Source organism: Burkholderia pulmonis (assembly GCF_984667975.1).
On sequence record NZ_OZ480187.1, the window covers coordinates 1076833 to 1095609 of the forward strand.

Here is an 18777-nt window from a genome sequence, read left to right on the forward strand (position 1 = left end):
GAAAGGAACGACCTGACATGACCGCAACCGAACCCGATCTGTGGTTCTCGTTCGTCCGCGCGCACCGGACGATGATTCGCGAGGTCGAGCGGCGCCTCGCGGCTGCCGACCTGCCCGCGTATGCGTGGTACGACGCGCTGTGGGGGCTCGAAAGCGGGCCCGACGGCACGCGCCGCATGCACGAACTGGCCGACGTGCTCGCGATCGAGCGCTACAACCTGACGCGGCTCGTCGACCGGCTCGAGCAGGAAGGGCTCGTCACGCGCGCGCGTTCGGCCGACGACGGCCGTGCCGCGTTCGCGAGCATCACCGACAAGGGGCGGGCGCTGCGCAAGAAAATGTGGAAGGTGTACCAGTCGACGGTCGCGGAGCTGTTTCTCGACCAGTTCACCGGCAAGGAACAGGCGGCGATGGCCGTTGCGCTCGATCGCGCGACCGCCGCGGCGCGCGACGCGGCCGCCGACGCGAAGTAACGGTATCCGGCGCGGCACGCGCGTCAGCCGCGCGCATACCGGCGCATCGCCTGCGCGGCCCAGTCGGCCGGTACGCGGCCGTCATCGGCCAGCAGGCGCAGCGCGACTGCGGCGATCCACCGTGCATTCGGCACGCGTGCGCCCGGGCCGGCCGAATCCGCGCCGAGCGCCATGAAGCGGGCCGGGACGAACGCGCCGATCTGCGCGGCGACGTGCCGCGCGTAGCCGGTCACCGCGAGCACCGGCGTGCCGCTTTCGCCGAGGCTTGCCCGCACGTGCGCGATGTGCGCTTCGTCATCCGGATGCAGCAGGTTCCAGCGGTCGGTGGCGCGGCCGTCCCGCGCGAGCTGCGTATAGCTCGGGCAGCTCCAGATCGTCGAATCGACGCGCCATTCGTCGTGCAGCAGATCGGCCGCCTCCAGCACGTGCGCGAGCGTGCTGCCCGCACCGCACAGCCGGATGTGCGCGGCCGCCCCGGCCGCTGCGCGCCGGCCGGCCCGCCGCATGCCGCTGAACGCATCGCGGGCCGCCGTGGCCGACAGCGGCTTCGCATCGGGCGTGCAGTCGTCGTGACTCGCGAGATAGAAGAAGCCCGGCTGGCCGGCGACATAGAGCGTGCGCAGCGCGTGGCGCAGGATCGCGATCGCTTCGTGCCCCGACGCGGGATCGTACGGCGTGCATGCGGGGTTCGCGGCCAGCCAGTGCGGGATGTCGGGCGTCACGCCCTTGGGCCAGGACGACGCGGCCGTTTCGGCATCGTTCACGAAGATTCCGCGATCGACGGTCTCGATCGATGCCAGCCTCAGCCGGTCGATCGCGCGCGCATGCAGCAGGTACAGCAGCGGCCGCTCGAAACGCTTGCCCGGGTCGAGAAACCGCAACGGCCACGCGCTGATGTGGCGATGCGCATGCGGGTCCGGAAACGGCGCGTGCGCATCGGCGCGGACGACCCATGCGTGCTGCGATGTCGCCGCATCGTGTTCCAGGCAATCGGCGGCCGCGCGCATCGCGCCGAGCGGCGATACCGCGCAGCCCGGCGGCGCGAGCCGTCGTGTCGTCAGCCGTTCGAGGCAGGCCGCCGCGGCGCGGCGGGTGTCGGGTGTCCGCACGGGCGGACCGGATCGCGCAGTCTGCATGTCCCTCCTTCGAGTACTGGCATGTCGCCGGCGTCATTGGTTCCGGCATAGGATTGCAATTGCAACGATTGTAGTTGCAACAACAACCCGATGACAAGGACCGACATGACCTCGAATCACTCCCTCACGTTCTATACGGCCGACACGCCGAACGGGCACAAGATCGCGATCTACCTGGAAGAGGCCGGGCTCCCGCACGACCGCGTGCACGTGAACCTGTCCGCCGGCGAGCAGCGCAGCCCGGCGTATCTCGCGATCAATCCGAACGGCAAGATCCCGGCCATCGTCGACCACGATACCGGGCTCGCCGTGTTCGAATCCGGCGCGATCCTTGGCTATCTCGCCGCGAAGACGGGCTGCCTGCAGCCGGAAACGCTGGCCGAGCACACGGCGGTCCAGCAATGGCTGCATTTCCAGATCGGCGGGATCGGGCCGATGCTCGGCCAGCTCTGGTGGTTCCTGCATGCATCGAAGACGGTCAATGCGGAAGCGATCGACCGCTACCGGAAGGAAGTCACACGGCTCTATGGGGTCGTGAACGGCCGCTTGTCGGAATCGGCGTATCTCGCATCGTCGCGGTATTCGATCGCCGACGTCGCCGCGTTTCCGTGGCTGCGCTCGGCGGCCGAGCTCGATCTCGACGTGTCCGGTTTCCCGCACGTCGAGCGCTGGCTTGCCGACATCGGCGCACGGCCGGCCGTTCAGCGGGGCCTGATCGCATGCCGCGCGCCGGCGGCCGAAGCGGCGCACTGACATCGCATCGCCCGCGCCGCATGGACGGCGCGGGAACCGGTCGCCTGCCTGCCGGGAAACATCGTTCCCCGTCGTCGTAAACGTCTCGAATGCGTGATATTTGCGCCGCCCGATCCGGTTTAGAGTGGCCGCGAATCGATGACGATGTGTCGCATGGCCGCAGCCTCGGGCCATACAGACGCACCAGAGGAGCTGGAGACAAATGGGTGAAGGCAGGATTACGCAGGTCGAGTCGTTCGGTTTCGAGCGCATTCCCGATGCATCGCGCTATGCGCGGCCGATCGATCTGTTCCGGTTGCTGTTCGGCGGCTGCAATACGTTTTCCACATCGGTGCTCGGCAGCTTTCCCGTGCTGGTCGGGCTGTCGTTCAAGGCGGGCGTCTGCGCGATCGTGCTCGGCGTGCTCGCCGGCACCTGCATCCTCGCGCCGATGAGCCTGTTCGGCCCGCGCAACGGCACGAGCGACCCCGTGTCGTCCGGCGCGCATTTCGGCATCCACGGCCGGATCGTCGGCTCGTTCCTCGCGCTGCTCACGTCGATCGCGTTCTTCTCGCTCGCGGTGTGGAGCTCCGGCGACGCGCTCGTCGGCGGCGCGCACAACATGGTCGGCGTGCCCGTCAACGGTCTCACGCTCGGCGCCGCATACATGGTGTTCGCGGTGCTCGTGCTGATCGTCTGCATCTACGGCTTTCGCTTCATGCTGTGGGTCAACAAGATCGCCGTATGGGCCGCGAGCGTGCTGTTCGTCGCGGGCCTGTTCGCGTTCGCCGGCCTGTTCGACATGAATTACGCGGGCACGCTGCAGCTCGGCAGCGCGGGCTTCTGGGCCGCGTTCGTCGGTGCGGTGCTGGTCGCGCTGAGCAACCCCGTGTCGTTCGCGTCGACCCTCGGCGACTGGGCCCGCTACATTCCGCAGCACACGCGGAAGCATCGCGTGATGGGCGCCGTGTTCGCCGCGCAGGTCGCGACCTTCGTGCCGTTCTTCTTCGGCCTCGCGACCGCGACGATCATCGCGTCGAAGGCGCCGGCGTTCATCGCGTCGAACGACTACGTCGGCGGGCTGCTCGCGATCTCGCCGCGCTGGTTCCTGCTGCCGATGTGCCTGATCGCGATCATCGGCGGGATGTCGACGGGCACGACCGCGCTGTACGGCACCGGCCTCGACGTATCGAGCATGTTCCCGCGTGTCCTGAACCGCGTGCGGGCGACACTGCTGATCGGCACGATCGCGATTGCGTTCATCTTCGTCGGACGCTTCTGGTTCAACCTCGTCGAAAGCGTCGCGACGTTCTCGACGCTGATCGATACGTTCAGCTGCCCGTGGATGGCGATCATGGTGATCGGCTACGTGACGCGCCGCGGCTACTATCTCGCCGACGATCTGCAGGTGTTCAACCGCGGGCTGCACGGCGGCCACTACTGGTTCACGCACGGCTGGAACGTGCGCGCGATGGGCGCGTGGCTGCCGGCCGCGTTCACCGGGCTCGCGTTCGTGAACCTGCCGGGCCAGTTCGTCGGGCCGCTCGGCAACCTCGCGGGCGGGCTCGACCTGAGCGTGCCGGTGTCGCTGGCAATGGGCGGGATCCTGTACTTCGTATTGCTGACGCTGTATCCGGAGCCGGATGGCGTGTACGGCCCGCACGGGCGCCGCTTCGTGCGCGGCGGCAAGCAGGGCGCGCGTGGCGTCGGTGCGCCGGCGATTCAGCCGAAAGGGTATTGAGCGCGGCGGAGCGCCCGGACGTTCCCAGCAACGACAACGCCGCCGCGCGGGTGCATCCGCCGGCGGCGTTGTCGTTTCCGATTCGGGTTCTGGTGGCGGCAGCGCGGCGGATCAGTGGAACGTGCTGCCCGCGAGCATCCCGCCGTCGACGATGAATTCCGACCCCGTGCAATACGCGGATTCGTCGGACGCGAGGAACAGCACGAGGCTGGCCACTTCGTCGGGTTTGCCGATGCGCGCGATCGGCAGGCCGCTGTAAATCGACGCCGGATCGAAATCCGCAAATTCCGGCGGGCGTGCCATCACCGTATCGATGCCGCCCGGATGCACCGAGTTCACGCGAATGCCGTAGCGGCCGAATTCGAGTGCGGCGGCTTTCGTCATCCCGCGCACCGCGAACTTGCTCGATACGTACGCGCTGCCGCCCGCGACACCTTCCATCCCCGCCGTCGACGACACGTTGACGATCGAGCCGCCGCCGGCTTCCTTCAGCGCGGCCACCGCCGACTTCATGCCGAGCCAGCAGCCGACCTGGTTCACGTCGATCACCTTGCGGTAGTCGTCGAGCGAGCACGATTCGATCGGCACGAGCTTCAGGATCGCCGCGTTGTTCACGAGGATGTCGAGCCGGCCGAACTGCGCGAGCGTGGCCTGAACGGCTGCGTGCCAGTCGGCTTCGCGGGTGACGTCGAGATGCTGGAATCGCGCGGCGTCGCCGAGTTCGGCCGCGACGCGCCGGCCGGCATCGTCCAGCACGTCGGCGATCATCACGCGTGCGCCTTCGGCGACGAATCGGCGCGCTTCCGCTTCGCCCTGGCCGCGGGCGCCGCCCGTGATCAGCGCCACCTTGCCTTCGAGTCGTTTCATCCTGCTTGCTCCTGTGAGTGAGAGGGGGCGCGTGCCCGCCTACGCGGATGCGGCCGCCGCGTCGATGATGCGAACCGGATCGGTGCCGTCCCAGGTGCGGGCTTCGGCGATGCCGTGCGCGATCATGTCGCGCATGCCGGCGCCTTCGATCACTTCGATGCGTGTGCCGGGATCGTCGGCGTCATCGAGATACGCGACGCGCGTGGCCGGGTTGCATGCTTCGAACACGACGCGCATGCCGCGTGCGGTCAGTTGCGCCACCGCTGCATCGAGATCGTCGACGACCCACGCAACATGATGCTGGCCGACGAGCGGCTGTCCGTGCGCATCGCGGTACGGCGACGGCGTGTCGCTCGTCACGTGGATCAGTTCGATCTGCAGATCGCCGCGATACGCGAGGCCGACGTCCATCGTGACCGTCACCGGTTCGCCGAGATACCGGCCGTCGAGGCGCACGTTGCGGAATACCGTCCACGGGCCGGCATCGTGGCGGGTGCGCCAGCGCGCGATGCTGCGCTCGAGGTCGGCGACCACGTAGCCGATCTGGTCGATGGGGCCGGGGAGTGGATCGTTCATGTCGTCTCCGTGGCGGACGCACGTGTGCGTGCCGCGCGATGAATGACGGCCATGATCGCAACAAAGCGCGCGCTTCGTGCCATCCAAACGGACTAGCCGTTCGGAATCGTTGCCGGGTGGTGCGGGTGGGGTGCCCGGCGCCGGGGCGACGCCGGTTTGCGCACCGGCAGGAGCGGGGCGTGCGTCAGCACGCCGCGAGCACGTCGCGCACGCATTCGACGAATTGCGCGGCCGCGGGTGTCAGCGCACTGCCGCGGCGCTGAATGACACACATCTGCAGTTCGGGCATCGGGTCGTCGAGTGCCACGCGCCGGATGCCCATCCGCTGGAACACTTCGTTCGCGAGCGGTTCGACGAAGAAGCCGACGTGGTCCGTCTGCGCGACGAGCGCGAGTGCGGTCGAAATCGAATCGCCGTGCAGGACATGTGAGGGCACCGGCAGCCCGAACGAGCCGAACAGCCACTGGGTCGCCGACATCGGATCGTTGCCGTCGCCGGGCAGTACCCATTCGGAATCGAGAAAGTCGCGCACGTTGCGCCGGTTGCGCAGCGGGTGCTTGTTCCGCACGCCGAGCACGAGTTGCACGGGCGCGAGCGGTTCGCTGACGAACTCGTCGGCGAGCGACTGCGGGGCGACATGCATGATCGCGAAGTCGGTCTGCGCGTCGCGCAGCCGCGCGAGCGTGCCGGGGAGGCCCGATTCGGTCACGTGCACCGTCACGCCGGGGCGCCGCTCGCGCAGCAGACTGTAGGCCGGCACGAACACCGTCTGCGCGAACGACGTGCTGACTGCGACGCGAATGTGGCCGAGATTGCCGTCTCGCAACTGCACGATCTCGTCGCGGGCGCGCTGCATGTCGTCGAGCAGCAGGCGCGCACGTGGCAGCAGTGCGGTGCCGTACTCGGTGAGCACGATGCCCTTGACGCTGCGCTCGACGAGCGGCGCGCCGATCTCGCGCTCCAGCTCGCGGATGATCTTCGTGATGGCCGGCGCGGACACGCCGAGCTGGCGCGCGGCGCCGCGGATGCTCATCTGCGCGGCGACGGCCACGAACGCATGCAGCTGGTTCGGTTTCACGGCGGGCTCCAGGGGGTGTAAACCAAATGGCAACGAGTTTAATGGATTGTTGTCTTTTCGGGTAACACGGGGCCGCCTAGAATGCGTCGCATATAACCGGTGCGGCATCGCACCCCGAAGGAGACACCCGTGATGGCACCCCAACCGCAGTCCGGCGCCGACGTGCGTCGGACGATCCTCGCGACGACCGTCGGCAACGCGCTCGAATACTTCGATTTCACCGTCTACGGCTTTCTCGCGTTCATCATCGGCAAGCTGTTCTTCCCGTCGTTCGACGCGGGCGGGCAACTGCTGCTGGCGGTCGGCACGTTCGGGGCCGGATTCGTGATGCGGCCGCTCGGCGGAGTCGTGATCGGCGCGTACGCCGATCGGGCAGGGCGCAAGCCGGCGATGGTGCTGACCATTTTCCTGATGGCGCTCGGCTGCGGGATGATCGCCGTGATGCCGACCTATGCGGAGATCGGCGTGGCCGCGCCGATCCTGATCGTCGTCGCGCGGTCGATCCAGGGCTTCTCGGCCGGCGGCGAATTCGGCGCGTCGACGACGCTGCTCGTCGAGCATGCGCGACCGCGCACGCGCGGCTACATGGCGAGCTGGCAGTTCGCGAGCCAGGGGCTCGGCGTGTTGACGGCCGCGCTGACGGTCGCGATCCTGTCGTTTGTACTGACGCCCGACGCGCTCGAACGCTGGGGCTGGCGCGTACCGTTCGCGCTCGGCATGCTGATCGCGCCTGTCGGCGCCTACATTCGCCGCCGGCTCGAGGAAACGCACACGGGCGACACTACGCGGCCCGCACCGGGCGGCGCGCGACGTAGCGGCCGCGTCGCGACGCTCTGTCGCGAGCACGGGCGGGCGGTCCTCGTCGCGATCATGATCACGATGGGCGGCACGGGTGCATCGTACGTCGTCAGCTTCTACATGCCGACCTTTGCGATCCGCGAACTCGGGATGAGTCCGGCCGTCGCGCTGTCGGCCGCCGCGCTGACGGGGGCACTCGCGTTCGGATGCGCACCGCTCGTCGGCCGCTGGTCGGACCGCATCGGCCGCAAGCCGCTGATCGTCGCGGGCCGGATCGCGCTCGTGCTGCTGATCTACCCGGCGTTCGCGTGGCTGAAGGCGTCGCCGACGCCCGCCGTGCTGTTCACGGTGGTCGGCCTGCTGACCGTCGTGCTTGCGATCCAGGCCGTGCCGAGCATCACGATCCTGCCGGAGATGTTTCCCGAATCGGTGCGTGCCACGGGCATGTCGCTCGTGTACAGCGTCGGCGTCGCGATCTTCGGCGGCTTCGCGCCGTTCATCAGCACGTGGCTCGTCAACGCGAGCGGCAACAAGGTGGCGCCGGCCTGGTACCTGATCGTGGTCGCGCTCGTGTCGATGGCCGGCCTGCCGTACCTGCGCGACCGCACCGGTGAAACGATCGACGCTCCCGCCGTTTCCGGCATTTCCTCCTACTCGAAAGTCTGACCGCACCATGGAACCTATCGCCGTTACCCGACATTTTTCCGGCACCTATGCCGAAGCCCGCCAGAAGTTTCTCGACGCCGCAGCACACCGGTGCGCCACGCTGGAGTCGTTCGTGCTGCCCGGCCTGTACGGCGCGCTCGGCGAAACACTGGCGATCGACGTGGCCGGCCTCGGTGTCGCCGATGCCGAGCGGATGCTGATCGTCAGTTCCGGCACGCACGGCCCCGAAGGCTTCTGCGGATCGGGCTGCCAGGTCGCGACGCTGTTCGACGACGACCTGATCGCGCGGCTGGCCCGCGCCGGTATCGGGCTGCTGCTGATCCATGCGGTCAATCCATATGGTTTCTCGTACCTGCAGCGCACCAACCAGGACAACGTCGACCTGAACCGCAATCACATCGATTTCGGCGCGGCGCTGCCGGCGAACGACGCGTATCCGGAGATCGACAGCCTCGTGCTCACGGACACCTGGCCGCCGTCGCCCGACGACGAACGGGCGCTGGCCGAGTACATCGCGCGACACGGCAAGCTCGCGTATCACGGCGCGCTGAGCGGCGGCCAGTACACGACACCCGACGGGATGTTCTTCGGCGGGCGCGAGCCGACCTGGAACAACCGCACGATGCGTACGATCCTGCGCGAGCGCGCGGCGCACGCGAGAACGATCGCATGGATCGACGTCCATACGGGCCTCGGGCCGCGCGGCCACGGCGAAAAGATCTACGCGGGCCGCAACGTCTCTGCCGAACTCGCGCGGGCACGCGCTTGGTGGGGCGCCGACGTCGTTGCACCGTTCGACGGCGAATCCGAATCGCCGGGTGTGTCGGGGCCTGTCGCGTCGATCGCGCACGACGAGTGCTCGCGCGCGAATGCCGCGCTGATGGCACTCGAATTCGGCACGCTGCCGTTCGACGACGTGATCAACCGGCTGCGTGCGTCGCACTGGCTGATCCGGCATCCCGATGCGCCGGCCGAATTGCGCCGCGACATTCTCGGGCGAATCCGCGACGCGTTCTACGGTGACGACGACGTCTGGAAGGGCGCGATCTGGGGGCAGGCGCGGGCGGCGATGCTGCAGGCGCTGATGGGTCTGTCCGCCGCGTAAGGGCAGGGAGGCAGGCGGTATGCGCCTGCCTGTTCAAACATAAGAATATTATTAAGGAGATCTGATGAAAATCAACGGCATCGTCGCGACGGCCGCGGCAGCATCCTTCACCGTCGCCGCGCACGCGCAGAATTCGGTCACGCTGTACGGAACCATCGACAACGGCGTGAACTACGTCAGCAACATGGGGGGCGGCAAGGCGATCCAGGCCGTATCGGGCACGCTGTACGGGAACCGCATCGGTTTCAAGGGCAGCGAGGATCTCGGCGGCGGGCTCAAGGCGATCTTCACGCTGGAGAACGGCTACGACGCGAATACGGGGCGGCTCGGGCAGGGCGGCCTGATGTTCGGCCGCCAGGCGTTCGTCGGCCTGACCGGCGCGTTCGGCACCGTCACGCTTGGCCGCCAATACGACGAGCTGAGTGGCGAATATCTCGGCCTGCTGGCGGCCGGCTGCAACTTCACCGGCTATCTCGGTGCGCACGCGGCCGACGTCGACAACCTGAACGATACCGCGCGCATCAACAACGCGATCAAGTACAAGACGCCGGATTTCAACGGCTTCTCGATGGCGGCGCTGTACGGTTTCGGCGGCGTGCCGGGGAGTTTTTCCGCCAACCGCGCGATCAGCGTCGGCGCACGCTACGAGCGCGGCCCGCTGACGCTCGACGCCGCGTACGAGACGGTCAACAACCCGGCTGTGACGCTATGGGGTGCGAGTGCAAGCGCGGCGCCGAACGCGGCGTTCTCGACCGCGCTGCCCACGCCGATCTGGGGCGGCTACCAGTCGGCATCGACGCTGCAGATCTACGGGGCCGGCGGCAGTTATGCGCTCGGCAATGCGACGTTCCGCTTCGTGTACACCAACACGCGATTCCAGAGCATCGTGCCGACGCTGAATACGCCGTACCGCGGCCGCGCGTCGTTCGACAACTACGAGGCCAACGTCACGTACCTCGTCACGCCGGCCGTGTCGCTCGGCGCGGCGTATACGTACACGGCAGCGCCCGATGCGAAGTATCAGCAGTTCAATGCCGGTGCGCAGTATTTCCTGTCGAAGCGTACGACGCTCTATATGGTCGGCATCTACCAGCATGCGTCCGGGCTCGACTCGTACGGCCGGCAGGCCGTCGCGCAGATCAACCAGACGACACCGTCGTCGACCGCCAGTCAGTTGCTGGTGCGCCTTGGCCTGCTCGTGAAGTTCTGACGCCGGGTGTCGCGCCGCGTTACCGCGCGTGCGGCCCCTTGACCGTCAGCCGGCACACGGTCGCGAGTGCGAGCAGATTCGGGTCGCGCTCGCGGCGATGCAGGAAGCTCAGGCCGATCGTCTGGCGAATCGTGGGCCCGGCGAGCGGCACGAGTGCGATCTTGTGCGCGAACAGGTCGCGTACGCGGCCGGGCAGCAGCGAGCAGCCGACGCCGCCCGACACGAGGTTGATCAGCGAGAAAATGTCGCCCACCCGCATCACGACGTTCGGCGTGACGCCGGCCGCGCGGAACGCTTCCGTGAAGCCGTGATGCGTCGCGAAACCTTCGCCAAGCGACACGAACGGCTCATCGCCGCACGCGTGAAGATCGATCGCGTCGCGTTGCGCATACGGCGAATCGATCGGTACGGCAAAGAACATTTCGTCCTCGAACAGCGCGATCGACTCGATCTCGGCGTCCGGTTCGGGCAGTGCCATCAGCGTCGCGTCGATCGCGCCCTGCCTGAGCTTGTCGAGCAGGTCGGCGTTCGAGCCGAGCACGAGCTCGGCCTGCAGCTCGGGGCGGCGCTCCTTCAATGCGATCACGACTTCGGGCACGGTGCGGATCGTCAGCGAATACAGCGAGCCTATCTTCAACTGGCCCGCGCCGTAGCCGGCCGCCTCGCGCGTCGAACGGATCCCGTCCGCCATCGTCTTGAGCACTTCGCCAGCGACTTCGGCGAGCACCTGCGCGGCATCGGTCGGCATCAGGTTCCGCCCCTCGTGGCGGAACAGCGCGCAGTGCATCCCTTCCTCGAGCGTATGGAGTGCGCGGTGCACGCTGACGGTGCTGATGCCCAGTGCCTCGGCCGCCTTCGCGAGGCTGCCGGCTTCCATGAAGGCGAGCAGCACCTCGAGCTTGCGGAACGTGATCTCTTCGTTGATGCGGTTGCGCATGATGCGGGCGACAGGAAGGGCGGCCGACGATTCTGCCGCAGATCCGGGGCCGCAACAATGCGCGAAATACCGGGGTTTTCGCGTGGCGGAGTCCTCGGGGGAAACATTTAATCTCCGGCTAATCATCCGCCGCGGGCATTAATTGATACGGGTTTTCGGCGTCCCTATGATCGGTTCACGCCGGTCAGGTGTGCGGGCCGAGAGGTGCGTCGTACGCATCGGCCGGCGATGCGAGCAGCCGATTTGCCGATTGCGCGCCACGAAAGGCGGCGCGCATGCGGCGCGGCACCATGAGACTGCAGGAGACAAGCATGCACGACTCACGTCGGAATTCGCGGCAGCGGCAGGTGATCGCCGCGGTCGTCGGCAACACCCTCGAGTGGTACGACTTCATCGTTTACGGGTTCTTTTCCGGCATCATCGCGCGGCTGTTCTTTCCTGCGGAGAGCCAGTACGCGTCGCTGCTGATGTCGCTCGCGACGTTCGGCGTCGGCTTCTTCATGCGCCCGGTGGGCGGCATCGTGCTCGGGCTCTATTCGGATCGCAAGGGCCGCAAGGCCGCGATGCAGCTCATCATCTTCCTGATGACGCTGTCGATCGCGCTGATCACGTTCGCGCCGTCATACGCGGCGATCGGCCCGGCGGCGCCGATCCTGATCGTCGTCGCGCGGCTGCTGCAGGGTTTCGCCACCGGCGGCGAATATGCGAGCGCCACCGCGTTCCTCGTCGAAAGCGCGCCGGCGAACCGGCGCGGGTTGTACGGATCGTGGCAACTGATCGGCCAGTGTCTCGCGGTGTTCTCGGGCGCGGCGATGGGCGCGTGGGCCACGCAATCGCTGTCGGATGCCGCGCTGCACAGCTGGGGCTGGCGCGTGCCATTCGCGCTCGGGCTGCTGATCGGGCCGGTCGGCCTGTGGATCCGCCGGCACATGGAGGAGACCGAGGCGTTCCTCGACGCGAGCAAGTCGGCGGCCGAGCCGCCGGCGAGCGTATCGCGCGTGCTGCGCGAGAACCTGCGCGGCGTGCTGGTGTCGATGGGGCAGACGATCACCGGCACGGCCGTGTTCTACGTGATGCTCGTGAACATGCCGACGTTCGTGCACAAGACCTTCGGGCTGCCGCTCGACCAGGTGTTCAAGGTGCAGATGGTGGCCGTTGCGCTGTTGACGGTGACGATTCCGGTTGCCGCGATCGTGTCCGACCTCATCGGCCGGCGCCCCGTTCTGATCGCCGGCACGCTGGCGATGCTGACGGTCACCTATCCGCTGTTTTCATGGCTGGCCGCCGCGCCGAGCGTCGTGCGCCTGCTCGTGATGCAGCTCGTGATCTGCACGATCATCGGCATCTGCTACGGCCCCGCGCCGACCACGCTCGCCGAGCAGTTCGCGACGCGCTCCCGCTCGACCGGCGTCGCGCTCGCCTACAACGTCGCGGTGATGGTGTTCGGCGGCTTCGCGCCGTTCATCGTCACGTGGCTGACGCGTGCGAGCGGGTCGCCCGTCGCGCCCGCATGGTACGTGCTGTTCGCGGCGTCGTTCGGGCTGCTCGCGAGCGTGTTCATGCATGACGGCGCGCCGTGCGTGGTCGCGCGCCGGCAGTTTCAGGCCGAGCCGCTGAGCGCCAAGTAGCAGCGGGGCGAGCGGAGCGGCGACCCATCGGCACGGGCGGCATCACGGGTACCGGGCGAGCCGATGATTAGCATCGCGGGCGGCGGCCTACCGCAGCCGCCGTCCGATCATTACGCTTGGGCGATCATCCACTCCATCCGGAAGGTCGCCATGTCCCGGCTCGACTACACGCTGCTCGGCCCCTGCCTGCTCGCCATCGCGCTCGACGCGATGGGGTTCGGGCTCGTCTATCCGATGATGTCCGCGATCTTCAGCGATCCGCATGCGGGCATCCTGCCGGCCGACGCCGGCGCGCACGCGCGCAATTTCTACCTTGGTCTCGGTTACGGAATCTACCCGCTGTGCATGTTCTTCGGCTCGTCGCTGATGGGCGAGCTGTCCGATCGGCATGGCCGCCGCCGGATCCTGCTGCTGTGCGTGCTCGGCCTCGCCGCCGGCTACGCGATGATGGCGGCCGGCGCGTGGCACGCGAGCATCGCGCTGCTGCTGGCCGGCCGCGGGCTCACCGGCCTGATGGCCGGCTGTCAGGGCATCGCCCAGGCGGCGATCACGGATATCAGCACGCCCGGGAACAAGGCGTACAACATGAGCATCATGTCGCTCGCGTTCAGCGCGGGCGTGATCGTCGGGCCGGTGCTCGGCGGCGTCACGTCCGACCGCACGGTCTCGCCGCTGTTCGATTACGGCACGCCGTTCGTGCTGGTCGCCGGGCTGTCGCTGATCTGTGCGTTCTGGACCTGGGCGTCGTATCGCGATTCGGCCGCGCCGCGCGGCGACACGCGCATCGATCCGCTGCTGCCGCTGCGGATCATCCGGGAGGCCGTACGCCAGCGCAACGTCGCGTTCCTGTCGGTGGTGTTCTTCCTGATGCAGGTTGGCTACGGGCTCTACCTGCAGACCATCATGCTGCTGCTCCAGGCGAAATTCGGCTACACGAGCGCACGGCTCGGGCTGTTCAGCGGCGTGATCGGCATCTGTTTCGCGTTCGGCCTGCTGTGCGTCGTGCGGCTGATGTTGCGCGTGTGGCGCGTGATCGACATCGCGAAGACGGGCCTGCTCGTCGCCGGGCTGGGCCAGGTCCTGTCCGCACTGTTTCCGCACGAGCCGGTGCTGTGGGGGCTCGCGATGGTCGTCGGCTGCTTCGACATGGTCGCGTACACGACCATGTATACGGCGTTCTCCGATGCCGTCAGCGAGGATCGGCAGGGCTGGGCGCTCGGTGTCGCGGGCTCGGTGATGGCCGTCGCGTGGGTCGTGACGGGCGCGCTGACGAACCTGCTGCCCGTGTTCGGCGAGACCGGCCTGCTGCTGATCGGCGGCGCGGGCTTCCTGCTCAGCTTCGTGATGATGGTTGCGTATGGCCGTACGCGGCCGGGTGCCTGCAAGGCCGCGCTGTCGTAGGCGGGGCGCGCGCACGTTGGCCCGATCCTGTCGGACGTTGTCCCGTGCGCCGCTGTCGCGCAACGCCGCGCGGCCCGACACTGGCGCCTCGCGGCCGGGGAGGTTCAGGGCCGCGTCCGGCGCCGCCGGCAGGCCCGGCGCGCCGTTCCGTTCAATGTGCCAACCGAAAGAGAGCGACCCATGCAACATCCGACCATCCGTACCCTGGCCGGCGCGACCGCGCCGACGTCGATCGCCGCCGCCCGCACCGCGCTGCTGGTGATCGATTTCCAGAACGAATACTTCAGCGGCCGGCTGCCGATTCCGGAAGGGCCGCGCGCGCTGGGCAATGCGCAGCGCGTGATCGCGTTCGCCGACCGCGCGGGCATTCCGGTGTTCCACGTCCAGCACGTCGATACGGCCGACAGCCCGATCTTCGCCGACGGCAGCGACGGCTTCCGCTTCCACGCGGACCTGCAGCCGGCGCCGCATCACGCGGTCGTGAAGAAGACGTCGGTGAGCGTGTTCCCGACGACGGACCTCGATGCGCGGCTGAAGGCGGCCGGCATCGACACGCTGATCGTCACGGGCCTGATGACGCATGCGTGCGTGGCCGGCGCGGCGCGCGATGCGGTGCCGCTCGGCTACGGGGTGATCGTCGTCGACGATGCCTGTGCGACGCGCGACCTCGACGTCGCGGACGGCGGCACGGTGCCGCACCGCGACCTCCATCGCGCGACGCTGGCCGCGCTGTCGGATACGTTCGGCGACGTGCTGACGACCGAGCAGGTGCTGGCGCTCGGCGTCGCCTGACGACGGCCCGGGTCGACGCTCAGTCGGCCCAGCCCGGCGCGGCGTAGACGACTTCGCCGCGAAAGCGCGTCTCGATCACGCGGGTTTGCGCGAACGTTTCGACCGGGTGCGCGAACGGGTTGCGGTCGAGGATCGCGAAGCTCGCGTCCTTGCCCGCTTCGAGCGAACCCGTGCAGTCGTCGAAGCGCAGTGCATACGCGGTGTTCACCGTATAGGCTTCGAGCATCGTGAGCAGGTCGAGCCGCTCGTGCGGATTCCACGGCGGGCTGTCGGGCTGGTCGATCAGCAGGTGCGTGACGCCCGTCTGGATGATCTGCATCGGGTCCATCGTGCTGACCGACCAGTCGGAGCCGGCCGCGAGCATCGCACCCGCGTTGCGCAGGCTGCGGAACGGATAGTTGCGCGAGGTGCGCTCGGCGCCGAGCAGGTCGCGGTAGAGCTGTTGCTGTTCCTCGCGGGCGGCCGTCCACAGCGTCTGCACGCTGGCGATCGCATCGAGCCGGTTGAAGCGGCTCATGTCGGCCGGATCGACGAGTTGCAGGTGCGCGAGCTGCGCGCGCCGGTCGCGCATTCCGTTGCGGCGCTGCACGTATTCGAGCGCGTCGAGCGTCATGCGCACCGCGCGGTCGGCCAGCGTGTGGAAGTGCAGGTCGAAGCCGGCCGTATCGGCGAGCAGGCAGATTTCGTTCAGCGCGTCCTGGCTCCACAGCGCGAGGCCGCAGTCGTCGGTGCCCGCGTACGGCTCGAGCAGCGCGGCGGTTTTCGATTCGGGCACGCCGTCGACGAAGATCTTCACGGTATGCAGGCGCAGGTTGTCGCACGCGTATTCGCGGCGCCATCCGGCGAAGCGTTCGACCTGTTCGCGCGGGTCCCGACGCGGGTTCGCATAGAGGCCCGCGCTCATGTAGACCTTCAGCGTGCCGGCGCGCTGCGCGGCGGCATAGGCCTTGAGTTCGGCCTCCTCGACGCGTGCGTCGAACCAGCCCGTGATGCCGTAGCCGTGCGCCATCGCGTGTGCTTTCGCGAGCGACTTCGGGTAGCCGGCCGGGCTCAGTTGCGGAATGATCGGGCACACGCGGTAGAACGCGGCTTCGTGCACGACACCGGTCGGCGCGCCGGACGCATCGCGCTCGATCACGCCGCCGGACGGATCGGGCGTGTCGGCACGGATGCCGGCCGCTTCGAGCCCCTTCGTGTTGAGGCAGCCGCTGTGCACGTCGAAGCCGACCACCAGCAGCGGCCGGTCGGGCACGATCCGGTCGAGCAGCTCGCGGGTCGGGTACGCGCCGAACGCCGCGAGGTTCGCACCGCCGAGATAGACCCACGGCTCGTTCGGCGTCGCATCGGCGCACGCGCGGATGCGCTGCAGGATCGCGTCGGGATCGTTGATGCCGGACAGGTCGAAATCGCCGAGGATCTGATGGCCTTCGAGCGGATGGACGTGACCGTCGATGAGGCCCGGCAGCATCAGCCGTCCGGCCAGGTCGACCACTCGCGTGGCGGGGCCGGCCAGCGGGCGGATGTCGTCGTCGCGGCCGACCGCGACGATCTTGCCGTCCTTCGTGGCGAGCGCCTGTGCGAAGCGGCGCTGCGCGTCGCCCGTGTAAAGCAGGCCGTTCAGATAGACGGTATCGGCGTGTTGCATGTGTCTCCTCCGGATTGAGGGTGTCGACGGGCGCACGTGTCCGGCGGGCGGGCCGTGCGGCTCGTCCGGTCGGGTGAACCCGGTCGGGTTGGAATGGGGTGAGGGGCGTTATGTGCCGGCGTTGCGCGGCGACGGCGGCGATGTGCCGTGGCGAAGACCGGCGATGGCTGCCGGAGCGTCATGCCGGTTTCGCCGACCCGTCCGCATCGGCGTGACGATGGGCGACGCGCTCGCGGCCGTGCGGGCCGGCGTCCATCCGGTATTCGGCATTCCGTGTCTCCGTGGCATCCGACGCGTTCCTGTCGTCGGTTGAGTCAGATACTAGGAGCGGGAGAGCCGGCTGTCTGTCATTGTTTTGAGGACAACGCGCGACAAAGGCGGCGGTGGCGGCAGTAACGACGCGGCAGCGCCGCCTAGTGACCGCGGTCTTCCGGTGCGGCTTCTTCCGTCACGCACCATGCAAAGAGCCCGGCCCGGTTCGCGACGCCGAGCTTCGCGAGCGCCCGCCCGAGGTAGGTGCGCACGCTGCTCGGCTTGAGCGCGAGCGTGTCGGCGATTTGCGGGACCGGCTGGCCCTGCAGCACCGCGCGGCAGACAAGCCGCTCGCGCTGCGACAGCGCCGCGCCGCTGGCCGACAGCCGGTGTTCGAAGCGCTGCAGCAGCGCGCCGTCGTCCGAACGCGGCGTCAGGCGGGCGAGCCGCGCGTGCTGGATCAGCAGCGGCAGCACGAAATCGCCGAGCTGGCGCACCAGCGTCAGTTCGGCCAGCGTATAGGACGGCTGGCCGCGCCGGCGGAACAGCGAGAAGGCATAGACGTAATCGCGCTCGCTGCCGAGCAGCGTGCAGTCTTCGCCGAGCTCGCCGAGCGCGAACTGGCGGCCGTACTCGGTTGCCGTATCGATTTCCTCGTTGCACGAGAACACGAGCTGCGAATCGGTGACGCGTTCGATATGCGGAAGCAGGGCATCGGAGCGCCAGTCGCCCTGTGTATATAGATCGAGTGCGTGGCGCGTGCCGTCGGGATCGTCGCCGCCGGCGAAGAACAGCACGTCGACGCTGTCGACCGATTGCGACGGCGCGTCGCGACGGTAACGCGTCGCGACGCTGTAATGGGACTGCGGATCGACGGTTTCGCGCAGCCACGCCCAAAGCCGGGCGGGAAACTGCGGACTGCCGAGGCTGGCGACCAGGTCGCCGGCGTTACTCAGGGAAATATGGGCGGGGCTCATCGTGGACACCGTCTTCGCGAACGGCCGCCCGCGCGGGCCGCGCTTCGCGTGCGGCGGCACGGCGGCCGGCGGTGCGGTCAAGCGAGACGGAGGCCGGCGCGGCGGCGAAGCACGATTGTAGGGGACTTCGCCGTCGCCGGGCATCCGCGCTTGCCCGGCCGGCGGCCGATACGCGATCGGCGCCCGGCGCGTGCCGGCCCCGCGCGTCAGAACATCGTGTTCCGGTTCGCGGAAGTTTCGGGTACAGGCTGGATCACGTCCCAGTGCTCGACGATCTTGCCGTCCTTCACGCGGAAGATGTCGACCACCGCTTCGCCGCGATCGCCCGGACGCTCGGTCGCATGCACGTGCAGGTAGACGAGATCGCCGTCGGTCGCGCTGCGGACGATGCGTGCGCGCGACGCCGGATTCTTCTGGAACGCGCCGACGAAGTACGACACGAACGGCTTCTTGCCGTCCGGCACGTGCGGGTTGTGCTGTTTATAGTCGTCCGCGACGACGGCCGCGGCCTCGACCGCTTCGTGCTTGTTGAAGAAGCGGTCGTAGAACGTCAGCACGAGCTGGCGGTTGGCTTCCTCGGCAGCCAGGTCGCGCGGGGCCGGGCCGGCGGCCAGCGCGGCCGTCGATGCGGCCAGCAGGACGACTGCGGCAATGGCGCGAACGGGGGAGCGGAACGATGACATGTAGCGTTTTCCTTGTCTGACGGTGCGTGGATGGGCGCGCGATGCGCGACTGCGGTTTGCGCTGCTCGCGACGACCGGCG

17 protein-coding genes are annotated in these 18777 nt (G+C 68.3%); 9 read left to right on the plus strand and 8 right to left on the minus strand.

Features of this window, described 5'->3' with window-relative positions:
- The first annotated feature begins 17 nt into the window (after positions 1-17).
- Positions 18-473 (plus strand): MarR family winged helix-turn-helix transcriptional regulator, encoded by a 456-nt coding sequence (locus tag AC5LXK_RS21610; protein ID WP_493393496.1) that lies wholly within the window; start codon positions 18-20, stop codon positions 471-473.
- Positions 474-496: 23 nt separating this feature from the next.
- Here AC5LXK_RS21610 and AC5LXK_RS21615 read toward each other — a convergent pair whose 3' ends face one another.
- On the minus strand, positions 497-1609 hold the full coding sequence (locus tag AC5LXK_RS21615; RefSeq protein ID WP_493393497.1) for a transketolase-like TK C-terminal-containing protein: 1113 nt from the start codon (positions 1607-1609) through the stop codon (positions 497-499).
- 105 nt (positions 1610-1714) lie between these two features.
- On the opposite strand from AC5LXK_RS21615, the gene AC5LXK_RS21620 reads away from it, so the two are divergent.
- Both AC5LXK_RS21620 and AC5LXK_RS21625 read left to right on the plus strand, forming a co-directional pair.
- A complete protein-coding gene (locus AC5LXK_RS21620; protein ID WP_493393498.1) occupies positions 1715-2362 on the plus strand; it encodes a glutathione S-transferase family protein in 648 nt (215 codons plus the stop codon).
- 202 nt (positions 2363-2564) lie between these two features.
- The gene (locus AC5LXK_RS21625; RefSeq protein ID WP_493393499.1) at positions 2565-4082 is read left to right on the plus strand and encodes a purine-cytosine permease family protein; all 1518 of its coding nucleotides are present in this window, start codon (positions 2565-2567) and stop codon (positions 4080-4082) included.
- Positions 4083-4193: 111 nt separating this feature from the next.
- On the opposite strand, the gene AC5LXK_RS21630 is transcribed toward AC5LXK_RS21625, so the two are convergent.
- The 3 genes from AC5LXK_RS21630 to AC5LXK_RS21640 all read right to left on the minus strand — a co-directional run bounded on the left by AC5LXK_RS21630 (position 4194) and on the right by AC5LXK_RS21640 (position 6603).
- A complete protein-coding gene (locus AC5LXK_RS21630; RefSeq protein ID WP_493393501.1) occupies positions 4194-4949 on the minus strand; it encodes a glucose 1-dehydrogenase in 756 nt (251 codons plus the stop codon).
- A gap of 39 nt (positions 4950-4988) precedes the next feature.
- Positions 4989-5525: a VOC family protein gene (locus tag AC5LXK_RS21635; protein ID WP_493393502.1), complete on the minus strand. Its 537-nt coding sequence runs from the start codon at positions 5523-5525 to the stop codon at positions 4989-4991.
- A gap of 184 nt (positions 5526-5709) precedes the next feature.
- On the minus strand, positions 5710-6603 hold the full coding sequence (locus AC5LXK_RS21640; RefSeq protein ID WP_493393503.1) for a LysR family transcriptional regulator: 894 nt from the start codon (positions 6601-6603) through the stop codon (positions 5710-5712).
- Between the two features lie 132 nt (positions 6604-6735).
- Here AC5LXK_RS21640 and AC5LXK_RS21645 point away from each other — a divergent pair, with 132 nt between their 5' ends.
- The 3 genes from AC5LXK_RS21645 (at position 6736) to AC5LXK_RS21655 (ending at position 10382) form a co-directional block, all read left to right on the plus strand.
- On the plus strand, positions 6736-8067 hold the full coding sequence (locus tag AC5LXK_RS21645; RefSeq protein WP_493393504.1) for an MFS transporter: 1332 nt from the start codon (positions 6736-6738) through the stop codon (positions 8065-8067).
- 7 nt (positions 8068-8074) lie between these two features.
- Complete coding sequence (locus tag AC5LXK_RS21650; RefSeq protein WP_493393505.1) at positions 8075-9172, plus strand: M14 family metallopeptidase; 1098 nt, start codon at positions 8075-8077, stop codon at positions 9170-9172.
- Positions 9173-9236: 64 nt separating this feature from the next.
- Entirely contained in the window at positions 9237-10382 is a 1146-nt protein-coding gene (locus tag AC5LXK_RS21655) for a porin (protein ID WP_493393506.1), read from the plus strand.
- 19 nt (positions 10383-10401) lie between these two features.
- Here the strand turns inward: AC5LXK_RS21655 and AC5LXK_RS21660 are convergent, their stop codons facing one another.
- Positions 10402-11319, minus strand: coding sequence for a LysR family transcriptional regulator (locus tag AC5LXK_RS21660; RefSeq protein ID WP_493393508.1), 918 nt, complete (start codon positions 11317-11319; stop codon positions 10402-10404).
- 311 nt (positions 11320-11630) lie between these two features.
- Between AC5LXK_RS21660 and AC5LXK_RS21665 the strand changes: the two genes are divergently transcribed.
- The 3 genes from AC5LXK_RS21665 to AC5LXK_RS21675 all read left to right on the plus strand — a co-directional run bounded on the left by AC5LXK_RS21665 (position 11631) and on the right by AC5LXK_RS21675 (position 15140).
- Positions 11631-12947, plus strand: coding sequence for an MFS transporter (locus AC5LXK_RS21665; protein ID WP_493393509.1), 1317 nt, complete (start codon positions 11631-11633; stop codon positions 12945-12947).
- A gap of 150 nt (positions 12948-13097) precedes the next feature.
- Positions 13098-14348, plus strand: a complete 1251-nt coding sequence (locus AC5LXK_RS21670) for an MFS transporter (RefSeq protein WP_493393510.1) — start codon at positions 13098-13100, stop codon at positions 14346-14348.
- 180 nt (positions 14349-14528) lie between these two features.
- Positions 14529-15140: a cysteine hydrolase family protein gene (locus tag AC5LXK_RS21675; RefSeq protein ID WP_493393511.1), complete on the plus strand. Its 612-nt coding sequence runs from the start codon at positions 14529-14531 to the stop codon at positions 15138-15140.
- Positions 15141-15159: 19 nt separating this feature from the next.
- On the opposite strand, the gene AC5LXK_RS21680 is transcribed toward AC5LXK_RS21675, so the two are convergent.
- The 3 genes from AC5LXK_RS21680 to AC5LXK_RS21690 form a co-directional block, all read right to left on the minus strand.
- Positions 15160-16785, minus strand: coding sequence for an amidohydrolase (locus tag AC5LXK_RS21680; protein ID WP_493393512.1), 1626 nt, complete (start codon positions 16783-16785; stop codon positions 15160-15162).
- 413 nt (positions 16786-17198) lie between these two features.
- A complete protein-coding gene (locus tag AC5LXK_RS21685) occupies positions 17199-18095 on the minus strand; it encodes a helix-turn-helix transcriptional regulator (RefSeq protein WP_493393513.1) in 897 nt (298 codons plus the stop codon).
- Between the two features lie 125 nt (positions 18096-18220).
- Positions 18221-18697: a nuclear transport factor 2 family protein gene (locus tag AC5LXK_RS21690; RefSeq protein ID WP_493393514.1), complete on the minus strand. Its 477-nt coding sequence runs from the start codon at positions 18695-18697 to the stop codon at positions 18221-18223.
- Positions 18698-18777 lie beyond the last annotated feature (80 nt).

Coding starts and splice junctions, on each gene's coding strand:
- AC5LXK_RS21610 (WP_493393496.1), top strand. CDS start 18: ATGACCGCAACCGAACCCGATCTGTGGTTCTCGTTCGTCCGCGCGCAC.
- AC5LXK_RS21615 (WP_493393497.1), bottom strand. CDS start 1,609: ATGCAGACTGCGCGATCCGGTCCGCCCGTGCGGACACCCGACACCCGC.
- AC5LXK_RS21620 (WP_493393498.1), top strand. CDS start 1,715: ATGACCTCGAATCACTCCCTCACGTTCTATACGGCCGACACGCCGAAC.
- AC5LXK_RS21625 (WP_493393499.1), top strand. CDS start 2,565: ATGGGTGAAGGCAGGATTACGCAGGTCGAGTCGTTCGGTTTCGAGCGC.
- AC5LXK_RS21630 (WP_493393501.1), bottom strand. CDS start 4,949: ATGAAACGACTCGAAGGCAAGGTGGCGCTGATCACGGGCGGCGCCCGC.
- AC5LXK_RS21635 (WP_493393502.1), bottom strand. CDS start 5,525: ATGAACGATCCACTCCCCGGCCCCATCGACCAGATCGGCTACGTGGTC.
- AC5LXK_RS21645 (WP_493393504.1), top strand. CDS start 6,736: ATGGCACCCCAACCGCAGTCCGGCGCCGACGTGCGTCGGACGATCCTC.
- AC5LXK_RS21650 (WP_493393505.1), top strand. CDS start 8,075: ATGGAACCTATCGCCGTTACCCGACATTTTTCCGGCACCTATGCCGAA.
- AC5LXK_RS21655 (WP_493393506.1), top strand. CDS start 9,237: ATGAAAATCAACGGCATCGTCGCGACGGCCGCGGCAGCATCCTTCACC.
- AC5LXK_RS21660 (WP_493393508.1), bottom strand. CDS start 11,319: ATGCGCAACCGCATCAACGAAGAGATCACGTTCCGCAAGCTCGAGGTG.
- AC5LXK_RS21665 (WP_493393509.1), top strand. CDS start 11,631: ATGCACGACTCACGTCGGAATTCGCGGCAGCGGCAGGTGATCGCCGCG.
- AC5LXK_RS21670 (WP_493393510.1), top strand. CDS start 13,098: ATGTCCCGGCTCGACTACACGCTGCTCGGCCCCTGCCTGCTCGCCATC.
- AC5LXK_RS21675 (WP_493393511.1), top strand. CDS start 14,529: ATGCAACATCCGACCATCCGTACCCTGGCCGGCGCGACCGCGCCGACG.
- AC5LXK_RS21680 (WP_493393512.1), bottom strand. CDS start 16,785: ATGCAACACGCCGATACCGTCTATCTGAACGGCCTGCTTTACACGGGC.
- AC5LXK_RS21690 (WP_493393514.1), bottom strand. CDS start 18,697: ATGTCATCGTTCCGCTCCCCCGTTCGCGCCATTGCCGCAGTCGTCCTG.